Genomic DNA, 21,002 nt, shown 5'->3' with positions numbered 1-21,002 from the left:
ATCCATTTCAGACGTTAAATACGGTAGAGAAGAAGAGACTACCTGTTATAAATTGCAATTTATGTAAACGCTTACTGATTTTAGTTAACAGTTGAATAGTATTTAGGGGTTTTAAATTTTTTTAACAACAATGGTCAGACGTCATTCGTTATACGACCAATAACTCGTGGGAGAAGTGGAGGATTCACACATGAAGATAGTAATGTTTCTAGTCGGTTTACTTGTAGTATTTGTACTAGGTTTCCTTATAAGTTCAGATCGTAAGAAAATTAAATATAAACCAATTGCACTTATGCTTGTAATTCAATTGGTACTTGCGTATTTCTTACTAAATACAAAGATCGGATTTGTATTAGTAAAAGGGATTGCAGATGGATTTGGCGCTATTTTAAAATTTGCGGAAGCAGGGGTTAATTTCGTATTTGGTGGTCTAGCAAACGATGGACAAGCACCATTCTTCTTAACAGTATTATTACCAATTATTTTCTTAGCAGTACTAATTGGGATCTTACAACATATTAAAATTTTACCGATTATCATTCGTGCAGTCGGTTTCGTATTAAGTAAAATTAACGGTTTAGGAAAACTTGAATCATATAATGCAGTAGCAGCGGCAATTGTCGGCCAAGGTGAAGTATTTATTACAGTAAAAGATCAATTAAGCAAATTACCAAGAAATCGTTTATACACACTTTGTGCATCTTCAATGTCAACAGTATCGATGTCAATCGTTGGTTCTTATATGAAAATGATTGATCCAAAATATGTAGTAACAGCACTTGTACTAAACTTATTCAGTGGATTCATTATCATTCATATCATTAATCCATATGATGTGAAAGAAGAAGACGATATTTTAGAATTACAAGAAGATAAAAAGCAAACATTCTTTGAAATGTTAGGCGAATATATTATGCTTGGTTTCTCTATCGCTGTAACAGTAGCGGCAATGTTAATCGGTTTCGTAGCATTAATTACAGCAATTAACGGTGTATTCGATTCTATTTTCGGAATCACATTCCAAAGTATTTTAGGATATGTCTTCTCACCATTAGCATTCGTAATGGGTATTCCAACATCAGAGATGCTAACAGCAGGACAAATTATGGCAACGAAATTAGTAACGAACGAATTTGTTGCAATGCTTGACCTTGGCAAAGTAGCTGGTGATTTATCAGCTCGTACAGTAGGTATCTTATCTATCTTCCTTGTATCATTTGCGAACTTCTCATCTATCGGAATTATCGCAGGTGCGACGAAGAGTATTGATGGCAAACAAGCAAATGTTGTATCATCATTCGGATTAAAACTTGTATATGGTGCAACGTTAGTAAGTATATTATCAGCGATTATCGTTGGGGTTATGCTTTAATAAATTAAGAAAAGCAATGAGCGTAGGCTCATTGCTTTTTTGTTTAACTTGCTTTATCCAAGTCTTTTTTAAATCGTGGTCTCTCTAAATAAGTTCCCAGTCTCCACACATATTCTACAGGCCCCATTCGGTATTTCTGTAGCCAATAGGTACTAACGAATAATTGAATCGTATAAATTCCAATGGTTAAAAGAATACCGAAGAAATAGCCGATTTTACCGTATAAGCCAAACCCATATGCGTAAAAAATAGTTGTTGCGATAATAGATTGAGCTAAGTAATTACTAACTGACATTTTTCCCATGTTCGCCATGTATGTTAGTAAGCGCGATGCTTTTTTGTAATGGAACAATAAAATAATTGTGCTTCCGTAAAAGAAGGTCATGGTTACTGGTGTAATACCTGCCTGTAACATAATTAAAATCGGATGATTTACGAACGTGGCTAAAATTTTGATTGTAAAAGAGAAAATACCAGTAATAAGCCATATTTTTTTGACAGCAGACATATGTTTATCAATCTCAAATAACCACCCCTTTTTTCCTACGTACATGCCGAGTAAGAAGAGTGGGGACATAAAAATTAACGCGAAAATTGACAGGATAACTAATCCGAAGACACCGTTAATTCCCATGTAATCAAAAGGATTTTCAGTTAATCTAAAGTTGATATGATCCATATAGCTTCCAGTTTCATGAACTTTATGCTCTTTTTCAATATAAGGTGCGACATCATTGAATGTGTTTGATGTAGGTTCAGATTGATAAGATGCGAACATAATGAGTGCTAATAAAATGGATGCCCAAATGAGTAACGTTTTTGGTTTTCGATTGATGAACATCATTAAGAAAATCCCGACAATCCCGTAGGCAAATAAAATATCTCCCTCCCAAACAAAAGTGCCGTGAATGAAACCTAGTAGTAAAAGAATGCTAATACGCCTTATATATGTAGGGAAAAACTTTTTTCCTTTTGCGATAATACTTTTTTGTAACAAAATAATGCTAAGCCCAAATGAAAAAGAGAATAGGGAAATAAAATTCTGTGTGCCGAAAAATTGAATAAACCAATTAGCACTTTCATCGAGTTTCCCGAAAATATAAGTGGGTTTTTCATTAGCGAATAACCCGAATTGAATTAATGTTATATTAACAAGTAAAATGCCAAATAAAGCGAAACCACGAATGGCGTCAACAAATTCTACACGTTGGTTCATTTTTTCTCTCCTCGTATATTGTTTTATCCCGCATTAACGAGCAATAAGACTCCCACCTCAAAAGAGGTTAGGTGGGAGATCAACTGCCCGTAAACGCTCGATTGGTGAGGGCTAATAATCCGTGGGGGATGAACAAAACCCCACGGATTAAAGTTTCACTTTATATTGAAAATAATACCATTTATTTACTGGTTCTATGTCAAATACGAGGAATTTTAAGGTGATTTTAAGCTAGAGAGAAAATAAAAAATCACCTTAATACATTCATTAAGGTGATTAAACTATTATTCAGCTGGAGGCGTAAATGTACGCTTCTCTAATTCAGCATCTAGCATAAATAGTGCGTTTGAATCGCTTGTAATACGTTTTAATTTTTGAATGATGCTATCGAATGAAGCTTCTTCTTCTACTTGCTCATCAACGAACCATTTTAAGAAGGTAATTGTTGCGTGCTCACGCTCATCCCAAGCGATATCAGATAAGTGATAAATACGTTTCGTTACTTCACGCTCGTGTTCAAGTGCGACTTCAAAAGCATTTAATACAGATTCGTATTCGTTATTAGGATTATCAAATCCAGTAATAATAGCGCGCTCGCCGCGGTCATTAATATAGTTGTAAAGCTTCATTGCGTGGAAACGTTCTTCTTCAGCTTGTACAAGGAAAAAGTTAGCGAATCCATCATAGCTCTCAGCTGTACAGTAAGCAGCCATTGCCATATAAGCATGGGCAGAGTAAAATTCAAAGTTCATTTGTTCATTTAATGCGTCGTGCAATTTTTTAGATAACATAAAATCCCCCTTATTATTGTGACAATAATATTATATCATAATTGATAACATTCTCATTTAGATGTTTCAAACCTTTTCGAAAGCTTTGTGACGTGTGCTTCCATAATGTCCTGCAAATCTAAATCATATTTTTGCGAAAGAATAATAAGATTAGATAGTACATCACCAAGTTCTTCTTTTAGTTCTTGTTTTAGCTCTTCTTCTGTTTTCGCATCTTCATCAGGACGATCGCGGCCGATTTCAATAGCGCGAACAACTCGTGAAACTTCCCCAACTTCCTCAGTTAAGAAATTTAAGCGAATAAAGGCATTATACTGTGACCAGCTTCGTTTTTCGTAAAATTCCTCAACCCATCTTTGAAATGCAACGATATCCATTTCTTCCTCATCCCTTCAATATGTTGTACAATGTCAATTGTATCATAACAATATATAGTTTCGGGGTGTAGGAATGAGAAAGATTTGTGTGTTTGCAGGTTCCAATTTAGGGGAGAGACCAGAGTTTAAAGAGCAGGCAATGGAATTAGGCAAAATGTTTGTTGAGAACGACTATGAGCTCGTATACGGTGGCTCATGCGTTGGATTAATGGGAGAAGTAGCAAACGAAGTTCTTCGTTTAGGTGGACGTGTAACAGGTGTTATGCCGCGCGGTCTATTTCGAGGAGAAATCGTACATACAGGATTAACAGAATTAATTGAAGTAGAAACAATGCATGAGCGCAAGGCGAAAATGGCAGAGCTTGCGGATGCTTTCATTGCATTACCAGGCGGATATGGAACGTTTGAAGAGCTATTTGAAGTTGTATGTTGGTCACAAATTGGTATACATAATAAGCCGGTTGGTTTATTGAACATAAAAGACTTTTACGGACCAATTTTGCAAATGGTTGAACGGGCAGCAGAAGAAGGCTTTATGAATCCATCGAATAAAGAGTTAATCGTTTCCGCTGAGACGGTAGATAAACTAATTCATGAAATCAAAAATTACGAGCGTCCTGTCTTGGGGACGAAGTGGAAGCAATTATCATAGTACATTTTTATAGCGATTTATAGAAACACATGTCTTTTTTATCGTAAAAAGGCATGTGTTTTTAATTTAGTTAAATATGTTAATGTTGAGATATAATGTTTTTTGAAAAGGAGAAATAGATGGAGGAGTTTGTATATTTACGTCCTGTTTTTAAAAGTATTTTAGCAGCGTCTATTCTTGTTATGCTAATTGTTTTAAGACAGAAGAAAGAGCTGATTAATGAGTTTTCACTTTGGTTTATTTCGGTTATATGTATTGGTGTTTCTGCGATAACACTTGTTATGCTAGGATTTATTGCTGATGAATATAGTTTAGGTGGCGATGTGCAGTCTTCTAATATGTTTATTGGGATTGTTTTGATCAGTGGTCTGAATTTCGTTATCTACTATAGACGGAAATAAAAAGGAAGGCATTCCATATTACTTTGGAATGCCTTTATCATTTTGATTACTTTGTTTTTTATACAGGTACCAGCCACCCCAGCCGCCACCAATTGCTACAACAACGAGGAAAGCATAGTCTTTAACCTCGACACGTATATTGAAAATATTAGCTATAAGTAAGAGAATCCCAACTGTGATTAATGCAAAAAATGCTCTAATTAAGTAGTCTTTCAACTGAACCACTCCCGTCATTTAAGTAGTAAATGATGAATTTGGAAAAGCTTTTTGGATCTAATTATTAAAGGGTGTTTCCTATATTTTAACATAAATGAGATTGTAATATATTGATAAAAGTAGAGGCGGGGAGTGTTATTATTGTCGTGATTTGTCGGTAAGTCGATATTCTTTGTCGAAACATCGATATAATTCGAGTTACGATCGATATATTTGAAAAAACGTTGATATAATTTCATGTACCATTGTGATGTGCGACCACTACATAAAAAAAGCGACTCTAAACGAGAGCCGCTTCTGCTTTTAGTTAGTATCCAGCTCCGGTGGCTAGCTCTTCGTGTCTAAGAACCTTTCACATAAGAAGGCAAAAAGCGCCTTTTATGTGAAAGAACCTTATCCAGTCAGAGCTAAACGAGCCACCTCCGCTTTTAGTTGTATCCAGCTCCAGCGGCTAGAATCTCCGGTCATTTCGCTCTCTCGCTCGAAGCAAAAAGCGCTTCAAGGTCGAGAGCTTGAAGTGTCCTGCGATTCTGAGCAAGCCGCTTCCGCTTTTAAATCTATTATTGATTCAAGAATGCACGTAGCATCCAAGCGTGTTTTTCTAGTTCTGTGTAGATACCTAGTAGTAGGTCAGATGTCATTTCGTCGTCAGAGTCTTGAGCGATTTCCATACCTTTTTTCAGTTCGACTAGCATCATTTCGTAGTCTTTCATGATTGCTTCGACCATTCCTTCTGCAGTTTCTCCGTAAGCTGCTTCTTGAATAGAAGATAGTTCTAAGTATTCTTTCATTGTTGCTACTGGTTTGCCGCCAATTGCTAAAATACGTTCTGCAATTTCATCGATGTGAGTAGCTGATTCTGTGTAAAGCTCTTCAAATTTTTCATGTAGTGTGAAGAATTGAGGTCCTTTTACGTACCAATGGAAGTTGTGTAGTTTTGTGAATAAAACGCTCCAGTTTGCTACTTGTTTGTTTAATGCTTCGATTACTTGTTTGTTCATTATGATCAATCTCCTCTTGAGTTATTATGTTATACGAATTACTAATTTATAATTATTATAATCTAGTAATTTGTATAAATCAACCCTTTTGCTGGAATTAATTTGAACAAATTATGAACTGTTGTAAATAAAAACTCCCTATTACTGTGAAGTAATAGGGAGTTTTTATTTGATATATAGCTTCTGCTTTTAATTATGATACTGCTTGCTTATTTTCTTCTGCATCCTGTCCATCCCAGCACTCCGTATTCTTTAAGCCAGGGATAGAACTTGCAAGGAAGACAGGATCCTTGCCTTGTTTCTTTTGCTTAATATAGTCTACTAAAGCTGCGTAGGCAAATTTGCTAAGGAATGAGATGGCAATTAAGTTTGTGAATACCATTAGTCCCATAAATAAATCAGCTAAACTCCAAACAGTTTGAAGGGCAGCGATTGATCCGAAGAAAACCATTCCGACAACTGCAACGCGATAAATCATTAACCATGTTTTGCTTTCTTTAATAAATGCGATATTTGTTTCACCATAATAGTAGTTTCCTAGTAAAGAACTGAAAGCGAATAGGAAAATAATAATCGCTAAGAAAGTACTTGCCCACGGTCCAATTTGTGAACTTAATGCTTGTTGTGTTAATTCAATACCTTCTAAATTTGATCCTTTGTAAAGTCCAGAACATAATACGATAAACGCTGTTGATGTACATACTAAGAATGTATCTACGAAAACACCTAATGCTTGAACAAGTCCTTGTTTTACAGGGTGAGATACATCTGATGTTGCAGCTGCGTTAGGAGAGCTACCCATACCAGCTTCTGTTGCGAATAAACCGCGCTGAATTCCGAACTTGATTGCTGCTCCAATACCACCAGCGATGGCTTGGTCTAAACCGAATGCACTGTTAAATATTTCTGTAAAAATGCTTGGTAACATATTGAAGTTGTTAATAACGACAAAAATAGCCACACCAATATAAACAATCGCCATTGGAGGAACAATCATTTCTGTAATACGTGAAATGCTTTTAATACCACCAAAAATAATAACCGCAACTAATAAAGCTAATACAGCTCCTACGATAGTTCGCTCTAGTCCAAAAGCATTTTCAAACGCTATTGTTACTGTATTTGCTTGAACTGAATTGAAAATTAATCCGTACGCAACTGTAATAAGAAGTGAAAACCAGACACCCATCCAGCGTTTGTTTAACCCTTTTTCCATGTAATATGCTGGGCCACCACGGAACCTGCTTCCATCTTTTACTTTATAAATTTGTGCGAGCGTACATTCTACAAAACTAGTAGCTGCACCGATAATAGCGATAAACCACATCCAAAATATTGCACCAGGTCCACCCATAGAAATTGCGAGTGCTACACCAGCTAAGTTCCCGATACCAATACGAGCTGCTGCACTTAAACAGAAAGCTTGGAACGGGGAGATGCTATCTTTTTTCTTTGTTTTTCGGTTAAATCCATTCCCTATTAAACGTATCATTTCGCCTAGATGACTAATCTGTACAAATTTCAATTTAAAAGAGAAATAAAGACCGAAGCCGATTAACATTGCAATAAGAATATATGACCATAAAATATTATTCGTTACCTCAAGGAATCTGCTAAAGATATCAACCATATAATACACTTCCTTTTTTTCGTAATAAGAAAATTATATGCAAAAAATATACCAGAATCAATTTTTCTAAAAAATCATGTTACTTAAACATATTTCGTGTTATGATTATGTTACATCGTAATATTTTTAGAATTATTTACATTTTAAAAAACTAAATTTAAAGCGAAAAAGAGGGGATAATTTGAAAGAAGAATCTTTATTGAAAGTAAGTCTTAAGAGTTTGAAAATGAGAAGTAATTTATTTTTTATCATTACATCTTTAAGTATCTTTTTAGGAGCCACTTATTATTACAATAAAAGATTTCCAAATCACAGGTATCCTGAATGGTTAGAATTTCTAAAATTGATTGGATGAATAAAAGACGAAAAAACAGAAAATTCAAATAAAAATCGTTGTGGAGGAGCTAAATATGAATATTAGAGAAAGTGAACTTCCGGGTATTGGTTACAAATTTCAAATCGTTACGAAAGGTAACGAAAAAATGGTGATTGTTATTCATGATGATGGACGTAGAGAAATGTATCATTTTGATTCAGACCATGAAGAAAGCATCTCAAGTATTTCATTACGTGACTCAGAGGCAAGACAAATTGCAGCAATATTAGGTGGAATGGTATACAAGCCTAGAGCATTAGAAAATGTTGAAATGGTCTTTGAAGGTTTAGCGATTGAGTGGTTTAAAGTCGAGAATACAGCTCCAGCAATCGGAAAAACAATCGGTGATCTTGAAATAAGAAAAACATATAGCGTAACGATTATTGCAGTTATGAAAAAGAATATGAAAAAGCTATTTAATCCAGGGCCAGAAACAGTAATTGAAGAAGGAGATATGCTTGTAGTTTCGGGTGAGAGAGAAGAAATTAAAAAAATTATTAATGAGTTACTTTCGAATAGGGGGACTGACTAGATGGATACTTTAATTTTTGAAGTTGGTACAGCTTTAGTTTTAGTAGCAATTGCGGCAGTAATCGCTGGAAAGTTTAAATTCTCAGTAATACCTTTTCTAATTGTTCTTGGCATGTTAGTAGGACCGCATGCGCCGACAATAGGTGTTATCGATCTCAAATTTATTGAAAGTGCAAGTGTAATTTCCTTCCTTGGAAGGATTGGAGTTCTGTTCCTTCTGTTCTATCTAGGCCTAGAGTTTTCGATGAAAAAATTAATTAAATCTGGACGTTCTATTGCGATTGGCGGAACGATTTATATTTTAATTAACTTTTCACTTGGATTATTATATGGATTTATAATGGGCTTCCCTTTACTTGAAATCTTAATTATTGCGGGTATTATTACGATTTCTTCTAGTGCCATCGTTGCTAAAGTGTTAGTGGATTTAAGAAGAACTGGTAATAATGAGACCGAATTAATATTAGGAATTATTATGTTTGAAGATATATTCCTTGCTGTATATTTATCAGTTGTTTCTGGTTTAGTTCTAGGGGATCATGCTTCGTTCTTAGGTGCTCTTACTTCAATTGGAATCGCTTTAGGATATATGCTTCTATTCTTTGTAGTAGCTAGAAAAGCAACGCCGTTATTAAATAAATTGCTCAATATTAGTTCAGATGAAATCTTTATTATTGTAGTATTTGCTTCGTTATTCTTCATCGCTGGTTTTTCAGAAACAATTCACGTTGCAGAAGCAATCGGAGCACTTCTTTTAGGCTTAGTTTTCTCTGAGACAGAGCATAGTGACCGAATTGAACATCTTGTTGTTCCATTTAGAGACTTTTTCGGAGCTATCTTCTTCTTCAGTTTCGGATTAAGTATAGATCCGTTTTCATTAGGCGGAGCAATATGGTTAACGTTAGGTGCTGTACTTCTGACGATAATTGGAAACTTTGTAGCAGGGATGATTGCAGGACGACAAGCTGGACTATCTCATAAAGCATCAACAAATATTGGATTAACAATCGTTTCAAGGGGAGAATTCTCAATCATTATGGCTAATATCGGTATCGCGGGTGGTTTAATGTCGGTATTGAAACCATTCTCAGCACTATATGTGCTTATACTATCTATTTTAGGTCCGCTTCTAACGAAAGAGTCAAAGAATGTATATAAATTTTTAAATAAAATCTTTAAGTGGGATACGAAGGCAAACTAAATTTAAAAAAATAAAAGTACAAGATATTTACCGCTTGTACTTTTATTTTTTGCAATGAAAACAGTAAAGAGAGGTAAATGATGTTAGGAGAGTTGATTCATTCAGTTTTAGTTTTTCTAGAAGGACTTGGTTATTGGGGAATTATGCTTGGATTGATGTTAGAGGTTATTCCAAGTGAAATCGTATTGTCTTATGCAGGCTATTTAGTATCAACAGGAAGCATTACATTTTGGGGTGCTGTTGCGTTCGGTACGATTGGCGGTGTAATCGCACAGCTATTTATTTATTGGATCGGTCGATACGGAGGAAGACCTGTTCTTGAGCGATATGGAAAATATATTTTGATTCAGAAGAAACATATTGATTATGCGGAAGCGTGGTTTAATCGTTATGGAACTGGTGTTATCTTTACCGCACGTTTTATTCCCGTTGTGCGTCATGCTATTTCGATACCAGCAGGTATTGCAAAAATGTCACATGCTAAGTTTATTACGCTAACTACATTAGCTGTTATTCCATGGTCAATTGTATTTGTATATTTAGGCTTTAAATTAGGATCAGAGTGGGAAAGTATTAATAAAGTAGCTGGGCCATATGTGAAATATTTTGCGCTTGCTGCTATTGTTTGTGCAATTGGTTATTTTATATTAAAAAAAATGATGAAAAAAAGTGATTACGGAAAAAGAATCTATGCTGACATAGATTCTTTTTTATTGTCATTTTTTAAAGGGTGAAAGAGTATGTTTAATATTTACCATATTGTGGCATACATATAGGAAAAGGGAGTTTGGGAAGGGGATTATTGAGAAATGGAACTCCAGTTTCAAAATGTATATCAACAAGTTGAGGATTGGTATGTGTTGGATTCGGAGCTTCCTTGGGATGTCAAAAGGCTTAGAAATGATTTGTTTTCTCTTATTGAAGTAAGTAAAACACCAGTTATTTTTTGTGATACGTGTGATGCGAATAATGTACTCTTATCATTAGGGGAAGAAGAAGAGGAGTTTTTATTCCCGGTAGGTGGTTTTTATCATAAGGAAAAACAATTAATTTTCGTTTGTATATGGGAAGAGTATGAGCAAGTGCTAAAAACACTATTGCATGAATTTCGGCATGCGATGCAGCATAAGGACGATGTATTATATGTTGGAAATGAACTATACGAAGAAAGATGGATTGAGAAAGATGCGAGGAATTTCGCGGAGAGGAAGCTAGATGAATATAAAAGTAGAGATTTAACATGAAGCATAGTGGGATAAAATCACTGTGCTTTTGTTTGTTGCTAATTAAAAATAAGTTGTTGACTTATATGAAGTTTAGTCCTAAACTAATAGTATCAAACGAGCGAGGTGATGGAATGAAAGCAGAAGAAAGACTTGGATTACTATTATGGTTTCGTTTATCCCGCTTTTATAATAGAAGTATTCGTGAGACGAATCAGCATTTGAAAAAATGGAATGCATCTGCTGCGCAGTTTGATGTATTAGTTCAAATTGGAGGACACGATCGTTTAACGCAGCAAGAACTTGGAAATAAGTTATTTGTTACGAAAGGAAATGTTACTCAACTTTTAAATAAGATGGAGCAACTAAATTGGATTCAGCGTGAGCAAGAAGGTACTACAAAATATATTTCGTTAACAGAAAAGGGAAAAGTTTTATATGAAGAAATAGTCCCGCTGCAAGAAACATTTCAAGCAGAGCAATTTGATAAGTTGAATAGAGAAGAACAAAAACAGTTATTAGAATTACTGAAGAAGTTACAGTAATAAAAATTTTAAATAATTATCTCGAACTCGAGATAATATGAGGTGAAGGATATGTTTAGAAAAGTTGATCATACAAATATGGGAAGAGCAAATCACGGTTGGTTAAATACACACTTCCATTTTTCTTTTGCAAATTATTATAATCCAGATAACATGAATTTTGGGGCATTACGTGTTATTAATGATGACCTAGTTGCGGCACAAACGGGGTTTGATATGCATCCGCACCGTGATATGGAGATTATCTCTTACGTTATAGATGGTGAATTAACACATGAAGATAGTATGGGGAACCGCGGGACAATTGAGCGTGGGCATGTTCAATATATGAGTGCAGGTACTGGTGTATTTCACAGTGAGCATAACTTAGGAAGTGAAACATTACGTTTATTGCAAATTTGGATTTTACCAGACCGCGATGGTCATAAGCCGAACTATGGTGAGTTTAAATTTGATTGGAGTAAACGTGAAAATGAGTGGTTCCATATGGTATCTCCTTCTGATGGAGATGCACCAATTCATATTCACCAAGATGCAAATTTATATTCTTTATCATTAGAAGCTGGTAAAGAAATTCATTTCCCTGTTCAAGAAGGACGTCAATTATACCTTGTACAAATTGAAGGTAGTAGCGTTGTAAACGGTGAAACATTCGTAATGCGTGATGCAGCGGAGGCTGTAGAAGAAGATATTCGCATTCAAGCGAAAGAAAACTCTCACTATTTAGCGATTGAAATGAAAATGCAATAAGGTGAAACTTTAATCAGTGGTAGTTTTTAAGCATGTGAATAGCGAGATGAAAAGTTATAGGAAAGAGGACGTTGAAAAATGATGTCCTCTTTTTGGTGAGGTGAATTATCAGAAAAAACTTTCTCAATTTTTGAAAACAGGTATCGGGAAGGTTATTCAGAATATTTATAAATGTGTTAAAAACTTTTATGGGGAATGGGGAGTGTTAGATTGAAAAAGCAAGTAATTTCATCAGCATTAGCATTAACTGTTATCGCAAGTGGGTTTGGGGCATTTGGAGCAACTACGACGAAGGCAGAAGAGCAAAAAATCCAGTATCACCAAGAGTTTAAAACACCAGCTTACATAGGTGAAGAATGGAAAGCACCGGAAGGACTAGATAAAAAAGAGACGGTCTTTCAATATTTAGAGAGTAAAAAAGATATGTTTAAACTAGCAGGAAATATTGATAAGCATTTCAATATTGTTGGTGAAGAAAAAGATGCTGAATCTGGTACAACACATGTGAAGTTAGTTGAGAAGCATAATAACATTCCTGTGTATGGCTCAGATCAAACGGTTACGCTTGATAAAGAGAATAATGTAAAAGCATTTTTCGGACAAGTTATTCCGAATTTAGATGATAAAAATATTCCTGCATCTGCAAGTATTAGTGCGGAACAAGCAGAAACGATTGCGAAAGCTAATATTGAGAAAGAAATTGGTAAAGTAAAGAATTATGATGGTGTGAAAAAAGATTTATATGTGTATGAAAAAGATGGTCAATACTATCTTGCATATCTTGTAAAAGCATCGGTTTCAAAACCAGCTCCAGGATATTGGCATTATTTTGTAGATGCAACAAATGGGAATGTTATTGAGAAATATAATGCTGTAGATAACATTACTGGATTTGGTTACGGAGTATTAGGGGCTAGACAATCATTTGAAATTGCTCAAGATACGAAAACAGGAGCGTTCAACTTATTTGATGGTACACGAGGACAAGGTGTCCATACATTTGATGCAGAGAATATGAACGAAGACTGGTTTAATTTATTCTCACAAATTCTTGGATATACAGGAGAAGAAATTGCAAGTAAATCTAAGTTCTTCGAAGATAAAGCGGCAGTTGATGCGCATGTGAATGCAGGAAAAGTATATGATTATTATAAAAAGACATTTAACCGTAACTCTTTCGATGATAAAGGTGCGAAACTTATTTCTGCTGTTCACGTAGGTGAATCTTGGAATAACGCAGCGTGGAACGGTGTGCAAATGATGTATGGTGATGGAGATGGTAAGACATTTATTCCATTATCAGCAGGACTAGATGTTATCGGTCACGAATTAACGCATGCTGTAACTGAACATACAGCAAACCTTGTTTATAAAAATGAATCAGGAGCGTTAAATGAATCGTTATCTGATATTATGGGTGTAATGGTTGAGAAGAAGAGCTGGGATTTAGGTGCTGATATTTATACACCTGGTAAACCTGGTGATGCACTTCGTTCTCTGAAAGATCCAGCATCTATTCCAAATCCATTAAAACCTGGCGAAGGTTACCCAGATCATTACAATAAACGTTATACTGGAACAGCTGATAATGGCGGCGTTCATATTAACAGTAGCATCAATAATAAAGCAGCATACTTAGTATCTGAGGGCGGCACTCATTACGGTGTGAAAGTAACTGGAGTGGGCCGTGAAGCAACAGAAAAAATTTACTATCGTGCTCTTACAAAATATTTAACTGCAAACTCTGACTTTAAAATGATGCGTCAAGCAGCACTTCAATCAGCAGAAGATTTATACGGTAAAAACTCTAAAGAGTTACAAGCTGTAACGAAAGCTTATGACGCTGTAGGAGTAAAATAATAATAGAAAAAAGACCTGACTGGATTGTCAGGTCTTTTCCTTATTTAGTCACGAACACCTAATGCGATTTTTGCCATGCGTGACATACGTTCTTTTGTCCACGGTGGATTCCATACAACGTTTACTTCTATTTCATTTACTTCAGGTACGTTCGTTGATAGTACTTTTTTAACGTCGGATACGATTTGGCCAGCCATTGGACAACCGATAGAAGTCATTGTCATTGTAATGACAGCATTATTATTTTCATCCGCTGTAACGTCATAAACTAATCCAAGATTGATAATATCAACACCTAGTTCAGGATCAATAACAGCTTCTAAGTTTGCATATAACTTTTCTTCAAATGCTTGTTGTGACATGTGTAGCACCCCCTAAATATTAATGATATCGATTCTCATTATAACGGATATGCGGGATAAAGTGCAGGAAATGAGCTCAAAAAAATATTCCTCCCTGAGAGAGGAATATTTTTTTGAAAAGCTATTCAGTTTTAAAATGAGATACTAGCTGATCTAATTCTTCAACCGTTTGTTTCATTTGTTTTGCAGTGAGAGTCATTTCATTCATCACAAGGACTTTCTGCTTAGCAAACTGTGCTGTTGCGACAGTCTCACTTGAAACTTCATTAGAAATTGAAGCGATGTTATTAAGTGAAGCATTCATTTCTTCAGCGCTTGCGGCCATTTCTTCAGCAGTTGCTGATATGTCTTGAATTCGAGTAGACACTGTATTCACTTGACCAACAATTGTTGTGAAAGAAGAGCCTGCTTCACGAATGACGTTAATGCCTTCAGATGCTTCAGAGCGACCTTGAGACATCATAGAGCTAGCAGTTTCTGTATCATTTTGAATTTGATGTAGCAACTGGTTAATATCTGTTGCCGCTGTTTTTGATTGTTCAGCAAGTTTACGAACTTCATCAGCTACGACAGCAAATCCTTTTCCTTGTTCACCGGCACGAGCCGCTTCAATAGAAGCATTTAAAGCAAGTAGATTTGTTTGTTCAGCGATATTAGAGATAGATTGTACAGCTGTATCAATGTATTTTGTGTGAGTGATTAGACGTTCGACTACTTCTGATGTAGCATTTACAGCTTCGTGAATCGTTGTCATTTGTGAAATAGATTTTTGAATAACAGTACTTCCGTCGTTAGCGTGTTCTGACGTGGCTACAGCTAGTTCGGCTACAGAAGAAGCAGATTCTGCAATGCGCTGAACACTCATTGCCATATCATCCATTGCAGTCGAGCTTTCTTCCATACTAGAAGTTTGCGATTGGATGCTGGCATTTAAATTGGACATTGAGCTTTGAACTTTTATTGTTGCATCACGCGATGTATTGGTCTTTTCTAGCATATTTTCAGAAGTATTTTGTACTTCTACAGAAGTTTTTTGAACACGATTAATGATATGCTGCAAGTTTTCTAACATGTTATTAAATGATGTGGCAATTGCACCGATTTCATCATTGCTATTTACTTGTAGGCGTGCTGTTAAATCACCTTCTTGAGAAGCTAATTCTTTTAATTTCGTATCAATTTGTTCAATTGGTTTAACCAGCTTGCCAGAGAACCACCATGCAAGAATGAGTGCAACAATAATACATATAACAAGTGATAAGAAAACAATATATTCAATTAGCAGTGAAGATTGATCAATTTTTTCAATGGATTGTTCACGTAACTTAGCTTGTTCGTTACTATAGTTTGTAAAATCACCAATAACTTTATAAACAGTACCATTTTCTGAAGAAGCAAGTTGTAATGCTTCTTCCCATTTTTGTTCTTTTGCAAGAGAGAAAACTTTTTCTTCAATAAATATTCTCCAAGTAGAGCCTAGTTCCATAGCATCTTTTACAGATTGGGATAAGTTAGGGTTAGAAAGAAGTTGTGCTTTATTATCTTCAAGAAGTTTACTCATTTCATGAAACTTGTCTAATTCGACTTGATCGTGTTGCAGTAAATAATCTCTTAAAGCTGAAAGCTGTACTTGATACGCGTCTCCACGTTCTTTTAATTCTGTTGCAAGAGGGGAAATATCTTTTTGTAGTGCTTCAGATTTATGAGATTGGTCAACAGCAAAGAATAAAATAAAAGCTAATGCGATGCCAAATAAAGCGCAAATCGTTCCCATCATAAACAGAAGTTTTTTTCTAATGCTCATAAAATTCATATGATAAAAAAGCCTCCTTTTTTAAAATCTTAGTATTAGAATTAATCCATATAACGAATTAAAAGAAAACCTTACTCCTAAAGGAACAAAGCTTTCTTCTTTCCTTTAGGCATTATAGCAGACAGAGGAAGAGAGAGAAAGATATATTTTAAAGTGAAAAAAGAGGGTTGAAAAGTCATCCCTCTTTATTATGAAGTTTGTTTAAAAAGATTATAGAAGATAATGGAAAGAGGCAGATAAGTAGAATTAAAATGGATATATTTATATATCAAAAATTCTTAAATAAAAATAAGAAATACTATTGTAATTCGAAATAACATCCTGTATACTTCTAATTAGTTGATAACGATTATCACTATCAACTAAACATTACTCTTCGTTATGTTGGTCATACCCCTTTTTGACGACGTAAGTCAGAGACGAATGTTGAAATATCTTGTGTCCTATTCTACAGAATTATGGTAATCTCCAACCTCAACTTATATGCGTAAGCATGCAAAAAAAGGATCCTATCCGTGAAGGGATCCTTTTTTGCATGTTGTCGCAATTAATGTATATAGACCGGGTATACGTTCTTCAATTCCTTCGGGTGAAGTAGAAGGGAAGACCCACCTTTGATGAGAACCATGTTCTTCAATCAATTTTTCAACCTTGAAATTTGTTTCTGCCATTGCTGTAATAATTTCTCCAAGTGTCCAGCGCCTAATTTTTGTTCTCGGTAAAGCGTATTTCTGTGATTCAGTAAGGAGAGCACTATAAGCTACTTCATCTTCAATAAGTTCCTCAGCAAAATAATTTCCATTTGCTCGAAAGGATGGATGATCTACTCCTAATAATTTTGTATAAACAGGATGATAGTCACGCAGTATAAATGTCCCATCTTGTTTTAGTAAGTGAGAGATTATATGAAAGAGTGGCTTTAAGTATAAAAAGTAATGGAGCACGCCAAGTTCCAGTAACACGATATCAAATGATTGGGATAGATTTAAATCTAGTACATCGGAAATGATATATTGAATAGAGACTCCAGCAGCTTCTGCTAGTTCGGTTGCGTATTTTTCATTACTTGCTGAAATGTCTACAACTGTTACATCGGCTCCTAAAAGAGCAAGAGCAACCGCCTTGTTTCCTTTTGATCCGAGTAAATTAATAATACGCTTTCCTTTTGGAGATTGTATGTAAGGTAAATAGTAGGATACTTCATGAACAGGATCTTGCATGAGTTTTTTTGCATATTCTGTCGGCGTGCCGTGACGATTTGTCCAAGCTTCATAAGCAGCTGCATTCCAGCTTCTTTCATTAATAGTACTTAGTTGCTTTTGATTCAATTTTATCACTCCTTTTGTGAACGTATAGTTATTCGGTGAGTGAGTGGGATTTCCTGTTTTTTTTTGAACAAATGTTTGATTTTTCTGTTATTAAGTCGTAAAATACGTGTTATACATAAAAGCGTTGAAAAGGAAAAGTAGAATGGAACCATTCTTTCCAGAGAGCTTCGGTAGCTGAGAAGAAGCAAGAATATTCATTTGAACAATGGCCTTTGAGCTTCGTCCTGAACTTATCAAATGATAATAGTAGGCGGCGACGAGAGTTGGTTCTCGTTATCAAAACCACAGTATAAGAGCATGAATTGCTCCGTACTTGTTAAGGTTAGTTATGCGAATGACTGACGAAATAAGGTGGTACCGCGACTGTTTATACAGCCCCGCCCTTATCTTTTTTAAGATAGGGGCGGGGCTTTTTATATTTTAAAGGAGGAATATAAGATGAGTATTTTTATTGGAGGCGCTTGGCCGTATGCAAATGGCTCGTTACATCTTGGGCATATTGCTAGTTTGTTACCTGGAGATATTTTAGCACGTTATTACCGGGCTAAAGGTGAGAATGTGTTGTATGTTTCGGGAAGTGATTGTAATGGAACACCGATTACAATTAGAGCAAAACAAGAAGGGGTTACAGTAAAGCAAATAGCTAATAAATATCATGAAGAATTCGAGCGATGTTTTCATAATCTTGGTTTTACGTATGATTACTATACACGTACAGATAGTGAGCACCATCATGAAACTGTTCAAAAAGTCTTTTTACGTCTATTAGAAGAAGGTTATATTTATAAAAAAGTAGTTGAACAAGCTTATTGCGAAACGTGTACGCAATTTTTACCGGATCGATATGTAGAAGGTATTTGTCCACATTGCCATGAAGGGGCGAGGGGTGATCAATGTGATGCTTGTTCCGCTATTTTAGATCCACTCGATTTGTTAGAAAAGAAATGTAAGTTATGCGGTAGTATGCCATCAGTACAGGAAACAGAGCATTTCTATTTTGCATTGCATAAATTTCAACAACAAATTAAAACGGCTGTAGAAATTGCAAAGCAGAAAGGAACATGGCGCGACAATGCAATTCAATTAACAGAGAGATATTTAAAGGAAGGATTACAAGATAGGGCAGTGTCACGTGATTTACCAATAGGGGTACCAATTCCAGTGGCAGGATATGAAGATAAGAAAATTTACGTATGGATTGAAGCTGTAACAGGATATTATTCAGCGAGTAAACACTGGGCTGAAGAAACAGAGAAAGCTGATCAAGAGTTTTGGGATAGAGATGCGAAAACATATTATGTACATGGTAAGGATAATATTCCGTTTCATTCAATCATTTGGCCAGCGGTATTACTTGGAATAGGAGAAGAAGCGATCCCGCGTCATATCGTTTCGAATGAGTATTTAACAGTAGAAAAAAGAAAGTTATCGACAAGTAAAAATTGGGCAGTATGGGTACCTGATATATTGGAACGCTATAATCCAGATTCTATTCGTTACTTTTTAACAGTAAATGCACCAGAAAATCGTGATACTGATTTTTCATGGCGTGAATTCATTTACAGTCATAATAGTGAACTATTAGGTGCATACGGGAACTTTGTGAACCGGACGTTGAAGTTCATTGAAAAGTATTATGATGGCATTGTGCCAAAAGCAAATATTAATATAGAGCTGAGAGATAAGGTAGAAGGATTATATAAAAGTGTAGGAGAGACGATTGAACAAACTAAATTTAAGGTGGCTTTAGAAACAATATTTGATGCAGTACGCTTTGCAAATAAATACTTTGATGAAAAGCAGCCTTGGAAACAAAGAGAAGACGAACCAGTTTCATGTGAGGAAACAATTTATAATTGTGTTTACCTGATAGCAAACTTTGCACAACTGCTTGAACCATTTTTACCGTTTTCAAGTGAAAGAGTTAGAAATACATTATCGAGTGTTAAAGTAAATTGGGAACCTCAAAATACGTTGCCAAACCAAATTAATAATGTGCAGCCATTATTTGAGCGAATTGATGTAAAACAAATTGAACATGAGGTAGAGAAGTTATATGGAGCGGTAAAGTGAAATGTAAACAAAAGACCTTTCAAATAAATGAAAGGTCTTTTGTTATGCTGTATAACCCTCTTTCTTATCTTTCAAAAAGAAAAGCACAGCAAGGATTACGAGAATAATAGCCACAATATCATATGTTATTTTGAAGGTAGTATTAAAGTTTAACATATCGTAACTTTATTCACATTTATATACAAGTTGATGCTTTCACGCACTATGCACACGATTATGTTTCTTTTCTTTCCTAGCAGTAAGTAGTTGTGGTGTAAAAATACCGAGTAATATAACCACAATACCAATCCACTGCATGAATGATACAACTTCATGAACAAGTGTAATAGAAGCGATAATTGCTGTTGGTAATTCAGCTGCACCTAATATTGTGCCAAGTCCTGTTCCTACTTTTGGTACGCCAATTGAAAAACAAATGACAGGTATAATCACCCCGAACAGTCCAAGAAAGAAAGCATATTTCCATAGGCCTGCTTGTAAGGCACCATCTGTTAAAAAGGTAGGCGGGAAAAATAAGCATACAATAAGAGTAGCACTCGTTGTCATAAGAAAGCTTTTCGTATAGGGCGGAACATCTGTAGCAACGCGCCCGCTTACAAATACATAGAATGAGAAAGAGACGGCAGCTAATAGCCCAAAGATAATACCTTTCGTCGAAAAGTTTTGTCCAAGGCCTTCAAATACTCCACCAGCAAACAATGTACCAGTAAATAAAATAATAATAGATATAACTTTCTCACGGCTTGGGAATGTTCGGTTGGCAATCGCTTCGATGACTACACCAATCCAAGTGAACTGAAAGAGTAAAACGACAGCGATAGAGGCTGGTAGTTCTTCTACAGAAATAGCATAGAAAATCCCAGTCATACTCATCGTTGTTCCGACTGTTAGTAATGAAAAGAATTGCTTTTTTGTTACTTTATGGCGTGAAAAGAAAAGAACGAGTAAAAGTAGTCCAATCCACCCGAAGACATATTGTCCTCCCAGTAATTGGTGTGATGAAAATCCGTCGATGAATCCGAGTTTAAAAATAGTTGAAAGTACGCCGTAGCTACAAGCGCCGAATAAAACTAGTAATGAATACTTAAATTTTTCCATGTAAAAACCTCCTTATATAAAGTGAAACTTTAATCAGTGGGGGGTGTGTTCATCCCCCACTGATTATTAGCCCGATTTCCACCTAACTTCTTTGCTCCAGCCGAATTTTGAGATGGGAGTTTTACTGCCCGCAAATAGCGGGATAAATAAAAAACGCCCGTTATCCTAATAAGGACAACGGGCGAA

General features: G+C 35.5%; 21 protein-coding genes and 1 other annotated feature. Of the genes, 11 read left to right on the top strand and 10 right to left on the bottom strand.

Going from position 1 to position 21,002, the window contains the following annotated elements; genetic code table 11:
* The first annotated feature begins 190 nt into the window (after positions 1-190).
* Positions 191-1,372 (top strand): NupC/NupG family nucleoside CNT transporter, encoded by a 1,182-nt coding sequence (locus tag BWGOE10_RS25180; protein ID WP_070145405.1) that lies wholly within the window; start codon positions 191-193, stop codon positions 1,370-1,372.
* 43 nt (positions 1,373-1,415) lie between these two features.
* Here BWGOE10_RS25180 and BWGOE10_RS25175 read toward each other — a convergent pair whose 3' ends face one another.
* The 3 genes from BWGOE10_RS25175 to BWGOE10_RS25165 all read right to left on the bottom strand — a co-directional run bounded on the left by BWGOE10_RS25175 (position 1,416) and on the right by BWGOE10_RS25165 (position 3,756).
* Complete coding sequence (locus BWGOE10_RS25175) at positions 1,416-2,588, bottom strand: DUF418 domain-containing protein (RefSeq protein ID WP_070145404.1); 1,173 nt, start codon at positions 2,586-2,588, stop codon at positions 1,416-1,418.
* A gap of 284 nt (positions 2,589-2,872) precedes the next feature.
* Positions 2,873-3,379 (bottom strand): ferritin, encoded by a 507-nt coding sequence (locus BWGOE10_RS25170; protein ID WP_000949400.1) that lies wholly within the window; start codon positions 3,377-3,379, stop codon positions 2,873-2,875.
* A gap of 53 nt (positions 3,380-3,432) precedes the next feature.
* The gene (locus BWGOE10_RS25165) at positions 3,433-3,756 is read right to left on the bottom strand and encodes a MazG nucleotide pyrophosphohydrolase domain-containing protein (protein WP_001990794.1); all 324 of its coding nucleotides are present in this window, start codon (positions 3,754-3,756) and stop codon (positions 3,433-3,435) included.
* An 88-nt stretch (positions 3,757-3,844) separates the two neighbouring features.
* Between BWGOE10_RS25165 and BWGOE10_RS25160 the strand changes: the two genes are divergently transcribed.
* A complete protein-coding gene (locus BWGOE10_RS25160; RefSeq protein ID WP_171903146.1) occupies positions 3,845-4,408 on the top strand; it encodes a TIGR00730 family Rossman fold protein in 564 nt (187 codons plus the stop codon).
* Positions 4,409-4,527: 119 nt separating this feature from the next.
* Positions 4,528-4,809, top strand: coding sequence for a hypothetical protein (locus BWGOE10_RS25155; protein WP_002015993.1), 282 nt, complete (start codon positions 4,528-4,530; stop codon positions 4,807-4,809).
* A gap of 18 nt (positions 4,810-4,827) precedes the next feature.
* Here BWGOE10_RS25155 and BWGOE10_RS25150 read toward each other — a convergent pair whose 3' ends face one another.
* The 3 genes from BWGOE10_RS25150 to BWGOE10_RS25140 all read right to left on the bottom strand — a co-directional run bounded on the left by BWGOE10_RS25150 (position 4,828) and on the right by BWGOE10_RS25140 (position 7,656).
* Positions 4,828-5,025 carry a hypothetical protein gene (locus BWGOE10_RS25150; protein ID WP_000656312.1) on the bottom strand — a complete coding sequence of 66 codons (198 nt, stop codon included), beginning with the start codon at positions 5,023-5,025 and terminating at the stop codon, positions 4,828-4,830.
* Positions 5,026-5,585: 560 nt separating this feature from the next.
* Positions 5,586-6,026, bottom strand: a complete 441-nt coding sequence (locus BWGOE10_RS25145) for a Dps family protein (protein ID WP_002144991.1) — start codon at positions 6,024-6,026, stop codon at positions 5,586-5,588.
* A 193-nt stretch (positions 6,027-6,219) separates the two neighbouring features.
* A complete protein-coding gene (locus tag BWGOE10_RS25140) occupies positions 6,220-7,656 on the bottom strand; it encodes an alanine/glycine:cation symporter family protein (protein WP_070145402.1) in 1,437 nt (478 codons plus the stop codon).
* A 410-nt stretch (positions 7,657-8,066) separates the two neighbouring features.
* On the opposite strand from BWGOE10_RS25140, the gene BWGOE10_RS25135 reads away from it, so the two are divergent.
* The 7 genes from BWGOE10_RS25135 to BWGOE10_RS25100 all read left to right on the top strand — a co-directional run bounded on the left by BWGOE10_RS25135 (position 8,067) and on the right by BWGOE10_RS25100 (position 14,142).
* On the top strand, positions 8,067-8,564 hold the full coding sequence (locus BWGOE10_RS25135) for a cation:proton antiporter regulatory subunit (protein WP_001026076.1): 498 nt from the start codon (positions 8,067-8,069) through the stop codon (positions 8,562-8,564).
* The gene (locus BWGOE10_RS25130; RefSeq protein ID WP_002159952.1) at positions 8,565-9,764 is read left to right on the top strand and encodes a cation:proton antiporter; all 1,200 of its coding nucleotides are present in this window, start codon (positions 8,565-8,567) and stop codon (positions 9,762-9,764) included.
* A gap of 80 nt (positions 9,765-9,844) precedes the next feature.
* On the top strand, positions 9,845-10,498 hold the full coding sequence (locus BWGOE10_RS25125; RefSeq protein ID WP_070145401.1) for a DedA family protein: 654 nt from the start codon (positions 9,845-9,847) through the stop codon (positions 10,496-10,498).
* Positions 10,499-10,573: 75 nt separating this feature from the next.
* A complete protein-coding gene (locus BWGOE10_RS25120) occupies positions 10,574-11,008 on the top strand; it encodes a DUF3920 family protein (RefSeq protein WP_070145400.1) in 435 nt (144 codons plus the stop codon).
* Positions 11,009-11,121: 113 nt separating this feature from the next.
* On the top strand, positions 11,122-11,532 hold the full coding sequence (locus BWGOE10_RS25115) for a MarR family winged helix-turn-helix transcriptional regulator (RefSeq protein ID WP_070145399.1): 411 nt from the start codon (positions 11,122-11,124) through the stop codon (positions 11,530-11,532).
* A gap of 51 nt (positions 11,533-11,583) precedes the next feature.
* Positions 11,584-12,282 carry a pirin family protein gene (locus BWGOE10_RS25110; RefSeq protein ID WP_070145398.1) on the top strand — a complete coding sequence of 233 codons (699 nt, stop codon included), beginning with the start codon at positions 11,584-11,586 and terminating at the stop codon, positions 12,280-12,282.
* 210 nt (positions 12,283-12,492) lie between these two features.
* Positions 12,493-14,142, top strand: a complete 1,650-nt coding sequence (locus tag BWGOE10_RS25100) for a M4 family metallopeptidase (RefSeq protein ID WP_171903143.1) — start codon at positions 12,493-12,495, stop codon at positions 14,140-14,142.
* A 44-nt stretch (positions 14,143-14,186) separates the two neighbouring features.
* Here the strand turns inward: BWGOE10_RS25100 and BWGOE10_RS25095 are convergent, their stop codons facing one another.
* From BWGOE10_RS25095 to BWGOE10_RS25085, 3 genes are all read right to left on the bottom strand, one after another.
* Positions 14,187-14,504, bottom strand: a complete 318-nt coding sequence (locus BWGOE10_RS25095; RefSeq protein WP_070145396.1) for a metal-sulfur cluster assembly factor — start codon at positions 14,502-14,504, stop codon at positions 14,187-14,189.
* Between the two features lie 121 nt (positions 14,505-14,625).
* Positions 14,626-16,317: a methyl-accepting chemotaxis protein gene (locus BWGOE10_RS25090; RefSeq protein WP_070145395.1), complete on the bottom strand. Its 1,692-nt coding sequence runs from the start codon at positions 16,315-16,317 to the stop codon at positions 14,626-14,628.
* Positions 16,318-16,826: 509 nt separating this feature from the next.
* The gene (locus tag BWGOE10_RS25085; RefSeq protein WP_070145394.1) at positions 16,827-17,645 is read right to left on the bottom strand and encodes a class I SAM-dependent methyltransferase; all 819 of its coding nucleotides are present in this window, start codon (positions 17,643-17,645) and stop codon (positions 16,827-16,829) included.
* A gap of 115 nt (positions 17,646-17,760) precedes the next feature.
* Positions 17,761-18,033, top strand: a binding site (T-box leader).
* Positions 18,034-18,083: 50 nt separating this feature from the next.
* Here BWGOE10_RS25085 and metG point away from each other — a divergent pair.
* Positions 18,084-19,718 carry a methionine--tRNA ligase gene (metG, locus tag BWGOE10_RS25080; protein ID WP_070145393.1) on the top strand — a complete coding sequence of 545 codons (1,635 nt, stop codon included), beginning with the start codon at positions 18,084-18,086 and terminating at the stop codon, positions 19,716-19,718.
* A gap of 195 nt (positions 19,719-19,913) precedes the next feature.
* Here metG and BWGOE10_RS25075 read toward each other — a convergent pair whose 3' ends face one another.
* Complete coding sequence (locus BWGOE10_RS25075; RefSeq protein ID WP_070145392.1) at positions 19,914-20,816, bottom strand: EamA family transporter; 903 nt, start codon at positions 20,814-20,816, stop codon at positions 19,914-19,916.
* Between the last annotated feature and the right edge of the window lie 186 nt (positions 20,817-21,002).

The organism is Bacillus mycoides, from assembly GCF_001757995.1.
Lineage (GTDB): Bacteria > Bacillota > Bacilli > Bacillales > Bacillaceae_G > Bacillus_A > Bacillus_A mycoides_B.
Note: the sequence above shows the minus strand (reverse complement) of the source record. Positions and strands in the feature narration are given on the sequence as shown.